Annotated in this window: 5 protein-coding genes and 1 rRNA gene; 2 read left to right on the top strand and 4 right to left on the bottom strand. The window is 63.0% G+C overall.

Annotation, left to right across the window (positions count from 1 at the left end):
* Positions 1 to 100: 100 nt before the first annotated feature.
* The 3 genes from ABD022_RS08740 to ABD022_RS08730 form a co-directional block, all read right to left on the bottom strand.
* Positions 101 to 643: a TRAP transporter small permease gene (locus ABD022_RS08740; protein ID WP_343820943.1), complete on the bottom strand. Its 543-nt coding sequence runs from the start codon at positions 641 to 643 to the stop codon at positions 101 to 103.
* A 65-nt stretch (positions 644 to 708) separates the two neighbouring features.
* On the bottom strand, positions 709 to 1,710 hold the full coding sequence (locus ABD022_RS08735) for a TRAP transporter substrate-binding protein (RefSeq protein ID WP_343820941.1): 1,002 nt from the start codon (positions 1,708 to 1,710) through the stop codon (positions 709 to 711).
* A gap of 61 nt (positions 1,711 to 1,771) precedes the next feature.
* A complete protein-coding gene (locus ABD022_RS08730) occupies positions 1,772 to 2,764 on the bottom strand; it encodes a TRAP transporter substrate-binding protein (RefSeq protein WP_325123989.1) in 993 nt (330 codons plus the stop codon).
* 166 nt (positions 2,765 to 2,930) lie between these two features.
* On the opposite strand from ABD022_RS08730, the gene ABD022_RS08725 reads away from it, so the two are divergent.
* Positions 2,931 to 4,934 (top strand): sensor histidine kinase, encoded by a 2,004-nt coding sequence (locus ABD022_RS08725; protein WP_325123990.1) that lies wholly within the window; start codon positions 2,931 to 2,933, stop codon positions 4,932 to 4,934.
* A 56-nt stretch (positions 4,935 to 4,990) separates the two neighbouring features.
* Entirely contained in the window at positions 4,991 to 5,581 is a 591-nt protein-coding gene (locus tag ABD022_RS08720) for a response regulator transcription factor (protein WP_325123991.1), read from the top strand.
* A 101-nt stretch (positions 5,582 to 5,682) separates the two neighbouring features.
* Here ABD022_RS08720 and rrf read toward each other — a convergent pair.
* Positions 5,683 to 5,795: ribosomal RNA gene (gene rrf / locus ABD022_RS08715) — 5S ribosomal RNA — on the bottom strand.
* Positions 5,796 to 5,989: the final 194 nt, after the last annotated feature.

The following is a 5,989-nucleotide window of genomic DNA, read 5'->3' as shown; positions in this document are numbered from 1 at the left end:
AAGGCCATGATGGTCAGCAGCGAGGACAGGCCCAGGGCCACGGCCACGGGCATGCCCATGAACATGAAGGCAAACAGCAGAATGAACAGCGCGGTGGTGGTCATGCGGCGTCTCCCTTGGAATCGTCATCGCCGAGCAGTTTCATGGCGTCGGCGACTTCGTCGCCCAGCAGCGAGGCGTGGCCGCCGCGCAGCAGGTTCCACAGGACCTCGCCCAGGCGCCAGATCAGCAGCGCGTAGCCCAGGGGCAGCACGACGCGCGGCACCCACTGCGGGATGGGCAGATCCTGGGCCATGATGCCGATGGTGTGGATCTTGTCGACGTAGATCCAGGCGCCGTAGACGACGATGGCCGCGTACAGGATGCACAGCAGCGTGCTGAGGATGGCCAGCTTGTGGGCGGCGCGTGCGGGCAGGATGCGCACGAACGCATCGACCCCGATGTGCGCGCCCACGCGCACGCCGTAGGAGATGCCCAGAAAGATCAGGGCGCCGAAGAAGTACATCGTCAGCTCCAGCGCCCACACGAAGCTGTAGTTGAAGACGTAGCGGGCCACGACCTGGGCGAAGGTCACGACGGTCATGGCCGCCAGGAGAAAGGCAATCAGGCCCTCCTCGATGTGTTCCAGCCAGACTCTAGGCATGAGAACTCCTTTTTTCAGGACACAAAACGGCCGCCCTGCGGCGGCCGCACGATCGATATGGAGGATCAGTCCGCGTTCGAGGCCCTGGCCTTGGCGATCAGGTCTTCGCCGATCTGGCCGGAGAATTTCGCCCAGACGGGCCGGACAGCCTCGCGCCAGGCAGCGATATCCCGCTTGGACAGGGTCTGGATCTTGGCCTTGCCGGCGTCGGCGATGCGCTGGCGGTCGCGGTCGTTGATCTCGGCGGCCAGCTTGTTGGCGTGCTCGGTGGCGCCCGCCATGGCCTTCTGCAGCCCCGCGCGGATGTCTTCGGGCAGGCCGTCCCACCAGCCGGAATTGGTGATCACCATGTAGTCCAGGGCGCCGTGGTTGGTGACCGCGATGGTCTTCTGGACTTCGTGGAGCTTCTGCGAATAGATGTTGGACCAGGGGTTTTCGGCCCCGTCGACCACACCGGTCTGCAGCGCCTGGTAGACCTCGGAGAAGGCCAGCTTCTGCGGGTTGGCGCCCAGCTGGCGGAACTGGGCCTCCAGCACGTCGGAGGACTGGATGCGGAACTTCAGGCCCTTGATGTCTTCAGGACGAACCAGCGTGTCCTTGTTGGTGGACATCTGCTTGAGGCCGTTGTGCCAGTAGGCCAGGCCCTTGATGCCCTTGGACTTCATCGAATCCAGCAGTTCCTGCCCGGCGGGGCTGGACTGGAAGCGGTCGAGCGCATCCATGTCGTCGAACATGAAGGGCAGGTCGAAGATCTGCAGCTGCTTGGTGTAGCGGTCGAACTTGGCCAGGGACGGGGCGATGATCTGCACGTCGCCCAGCAGCAGGGCTTCCATTTCCTTGCCGTCGCCGAAGAGCTGCGAGTTCGAGAACACCTGGACCTCGACCTTGCCGGGCAGTGCGGCCTCGGCCAGCTCCTTGAACTTGAGCGCACCCTGGCCCTTGGGGGTGTTTTCGGCCACGACGTGGCTGAATTTCACGATGATGGGCTGGTCGGCCAGCGCTGCGGATGAAAAAGCCAGCGCGAGGCAGACGCCCAGTACTTTGACGGCGGGGATACGGATTTTCATAGCAAGGTCTCCCTATTTATGGTGGTATGGAAATCAAATGCAGGACAACAGCAGGACAGGGTCAGCGAGCCTCGATGGCACGCCGGATATCGGCGACCAGTTGCGCACCGATCAGCCCTTCCATCTCGACACCCACGGGGGCCAGGGCCTTTTCCCATGCCCCGCGCTCCGCGTCCGTGAGGACATGAATCTGTGTTTTCCCCGAAGCCCTGATCGCCGCCAGGGCCCGTTCGTTTTCTTCCCGGGCGATCGAGGCGGCATAACGCGTCGCCTCTGCCATGGCCTCTTCCAGCGCTTCGCGGATATCGGAAGGCAACCCTTCCCAGAATTTCCGGTTGACGATCACGGCATAACCCAAGTAACCGTGATTGGTCACGGTGAAATGGGACTGCACGTCCTGCATGTCCTGGGTGTAGAAATTCGACGGCGGGTTCTCGGTGCCGTCCACCACGCCGGCTTCCAGCGCGGCATACACTTCACCGAACCGCATGGTCATCGGCTGGGCGCCCAGAGCCCGCATCTGCGCGTCCAGCACCCGCGAGGGCTGGATGCGCATGCGCAGGCCAGACAGGTCGGACGGCATGTCCAGCGGCCGATTGGCCGAGAAGGACTTGAACCCGTTATCCCAGAAAGCCAGGCCGACGACGCCCTTGATCCGCAACCGCTGCAACATGCCCATGCCGATCGGCCCGCTCGTGATGCGGTGCAATGCCGCCTCGTCGGGAAACAGGAACGGCAGGTCGAAGACTTCGAATTCGCGCACCCCCAAAGGCCCGAACTTGGACAATGAAGGCGCAATCATCTCGACCGCGCCCAACTGGAGCGCCTCGAGCTCCTCGCGGTCGCGGTAAAGCTCGCTGTTCGGGTAGACATGCACGCGAACTCGTCCTTGCGTGGCCTGCTCGGCCAGCTGCTTGAAGCGGATCGCCGCCTTGCCCTTGGGCGTATCCGAGGCCACCACGTGGCTGAACCGGATGACGATGGGCTCCTGCTGCGCATGCGCCGACAAAGGGCAGGCGAGCACGCAGGCAAGCAGGACGGCAAGCAATTTCATCACTGAAGCGATATCGGAAGGCTCGAGGTCGGAAGGTTCTGGAAATGCGCTGCCATTCTGGGCAAGCCGGATGCCCATATCAACTGTGGAAATCCACAAGCAAACACCGGCGGCGGTCCGGTTTCAATGCGCAAGGCTCGGATACACTAAGGAAAAATCGTCCGGCATGCGCTTCTTTTCCACCCAGACTCCGCTCGTCCACCGACGCACCTGGCAATGGCTGGTGCCGGTCGTGTGCGTCCTGCTGTTCCTGACCACCGTCATCTGGCTGCCCCACCAGGCACAGCAGATGGAATCCACGGAACGCCAGGAGCAACTGATCGCCGATACCCTCTGGGTCGAGCAAACCATCCGTTTCCAGCTCGGCCGCAACGAGGACGACATCCGCTCGCTGGCCAATCAGATCGCATCCGGCCAGCTGGTGGACGAAAAACTGCAGAACCGGATGCATTTCCTGCTGCGCACCCACCCCGAACTGACACGCATCGCCTGGATCGATGCGCAAGGCCGCGGCATGGCATCCGACCAGAAAGCGTCTTTCTCGCTGCAGGACCTGCCCGAACCGCTGCGCCAGAAGCTTGAACGCATCCGCACCACCCTGGCGCCGGAATACAGCCAGCCCGATCCGCCCAGCGACGCGCGGCACCCCGCCCTGATGGACTATTTCTTTCCTATCCACCAGGGCGGGCGCTACACCGGCTGCGTGATCGTCACCTACTCCCTGACCGGCGTCCTGGAACAAATGGTGCCCTGGTGGTTCGCCCAGAAAAACGAAATCCAGCTGACCGACCGGCACGAGCGGCTGCTGGGTCAGCGCACCGCAGGTGGCACGGGGCGCGGCGTATACACCTACGCCCACGACCTTCACCTGCCCTACGCGGACATCACGCTGCGCACCGACAGCGTCAAAGGCCCGCCCAAGCTGCTGCCCAATCTGCTGATCGTCGTCATCGTCGCATTGACCCTGGGCCTGTTCTGGAGCCTCGCCGCCCTGTGGCGCGACATCAACCGCCGGATGGCCGTCGAGCGCGCCTTGCGTGAACAGATCGCCTTCCGCACCGCCATGGAGGACTCCCTGGTGACCGGCCTGCGGGTGTACGACCTGAACGGCAGGATCACCTACGTGAACCCGGCCTTCTGCAGAATGGTCGGCATGTCTGCCGAAAAACTCGTCGGCCTGACGCCCCCCATGCCCTACTGGGCACCGGAAGTCATCGAGGAATGCCAGGCACGCTTTGCCCAGCGGATCGCCGGCAAGATCAACTCGCACGGCTTCGAGACCATCTTCCTGCGCCACGACCAGGAACGCTTCCCCGTGCTGATCTACGAATCGGCGCTGGTCGACGAAAGCGGCCGCCAGACGGGCTGGATGAGCTCAATCCTGGACATTTCCGACCGCAAGCGATTCGAGGAACTGAACCGCCGCCAGCAGGAAAAGCTGCAGGCCAGCGCCAGATTGGTGACCATGGGCGAACTTGCCTCTACCCTGGCCCACGAGCTGAACCAGCCGCTGGCCGCGATCACCAGCTATACCACCGGCGCACTGAACATGCTCGCCGACCAGGCAGCCTGCCAGGGCGAGCATGGCATCGCCCGCATCCGCGGAGCCCTGGAAAAAGCCAATGCCCAGGCACAGCGTGCCGGACATGTCATCCGCAGCGTCCACACGTTCACCAAGCGGCGTGAGCCGCGCCGGGAAAAGGTGGACCTGTCCGAATTGATCGCCGACGTCGTCCAGCTGGCCGAACTGCAGGCCAGCCGGCATTTCATCACGATCAAGGCCGAAGTCGCCCCTGGCACGCAAACCGTGCTGGCCGACCCCATGATGCTGGGCCAGGTACTGCTCAACCTGACGCGCAACGCCATCGAGGCCATGCGCGACATGGAGCCTGCGCGCCGTTTCCTGCACATCAGTGCCGAAGCCGATCCACAGGCCCCGGACAGCGTGCGCATCAGCGTGGCCGACCGGGGCTGCGGCATACCGCAGCACGCCCGCGAACGGCTGTTCTCGCCGTTCTTTTCCACCAAGGCCGACGGCATGGGCATGGGCCTGAAGATCTGTCGTACCATCGTGGAATCGCACGGCAGTGCCCTGACCTATGCAGACGACCCCGACGGAGGCACCATCTTCCGTTTCTCCCTGCACGCGGCCACGACCGCCGAAACATGAAAAAATAGCGGGATTGCATGCCTGCGGGCGACACACCGGGGAGGGAGGACGACAAGGTGCTGCACATCGTTGACGACGAAGAAGCCATACGGGATTCGCTGATCTGGCTGGCACAATCCCGCCGGATCGAAGCCTCGGGCTACGACGGCGTCCGTCCTTTCCTGGACATGCTGGACACGAGCCACGCATTCAGCCCCGAGGGCGACTGCCTGCTGCTCGACATGCGCATGCCCGACATGAGCGGCGCGTTGCTGTTCGACACGCTCGCATCACGCGGTCTCACGCAGCGCATGCCGGTCATCTTCCTGACCGGCCATGGCGACGTGCCGATGGCGGTCGACTGCCTGAAGCGCGGCGCGTTCGATTTCTTCGAAAAGCCATTCAACGACAACACGCTGATGGACCGCGTCCAGGAAGCGCTGCAGGCGTCTCTGGCCGCAGGCGACCAGGCCCAGGTACAGGCACGGCTTGCCTCGCTGTCCCCGCGTGAACGCGAAGTCATGGACCTGATCCTGGAAGGCAAGATGAACAAGGTGATCGCCGACATCATGGGCATCACCATGCGCACGGTCGAGGTCCACCGGGCGAACCTGTTCACGAAAATGGGTGTGCGCACCGCGGTCGAACTGGCGCGTCTGCTGAAATAGTGCAATAGAAAGGCAGCGCAGCAAAAAGCTTGCGTGCAAAATCCGCAGGCACAAAGACAAAGCCCCTGCAGAGTGATCTGCAGGGGCTTTGCGGTATAGAAGCCTGACGATGACCTACTTTCACAGGTGTCCACCCACTATCATCGGCGCGAAGGCGTTTCACTGTCCTGTTCGGGATGGGAAGGAGTGGGTCCACCTTGCTATGGTCGTCAAGCATAACTGGTTGCGTTCCAGTGCACGGCCCCGGGGGACCTGGTACTGGATCGCCAATTTGGAAGAAGCACACTGCGTGTGCATCCAGCGACGCGCTGCATTGTAGCAGATTCGCTGGCGGCTGCACGCCGGGCTGTTGTTGCGTTCAATTGTGTCGGCTACACACACGATCACTACGTTCCGCTGCGGTACTCC

The sequence above is a fragment of the Castellaniella daejeonensis genome (assembly GCF_039523555.1).
Taxonomy (GTDB): domain Bacteria; phylum Pseudomonadota; class Gammaproteobacteria; order Burkholderiales; family Burkholderiaceae_B; genus Castellaniella; species Castellaniella daejeonensis.
Note: the sequence above shows the minus strand (reverse complement) of the source record. Positions and strands in the feature narration are given on the sequence as shown.

Bases quoted from the DNA above. Each gene is read 5' to 3' on its own strand.
- ABD022_RS08730 (WP_325123989.1), bottom strand. From the start codon at position 2,764: ATGAAATTGCTTGCCGTCCTGCTTGCCTGCGTGCTCGCCTGCCCTTTG.
- ABD022_RS08725 (WP_325123990.1), top strand. From the start codon at position 2,931: ATGCGCTTCTTTTCCACCCAGACTCCGCTCGTCCACCGACGCACCTGG.
- ABD022_RS08740 (WP_343820943.1), bottom strand. From the start codon at position 643: ATGCCTAGAGTCTGGCTGGAACACATCGAGGAGGGCCTGATTGCCTTT.
- ABD022_RS08735 (WP_343820941.1), bottom strand. From the start codon at position 1,710: ATGAAAATCCGTATCCCCGCCGTCAAAGTACTGGGCGTCTGCCTCGCG.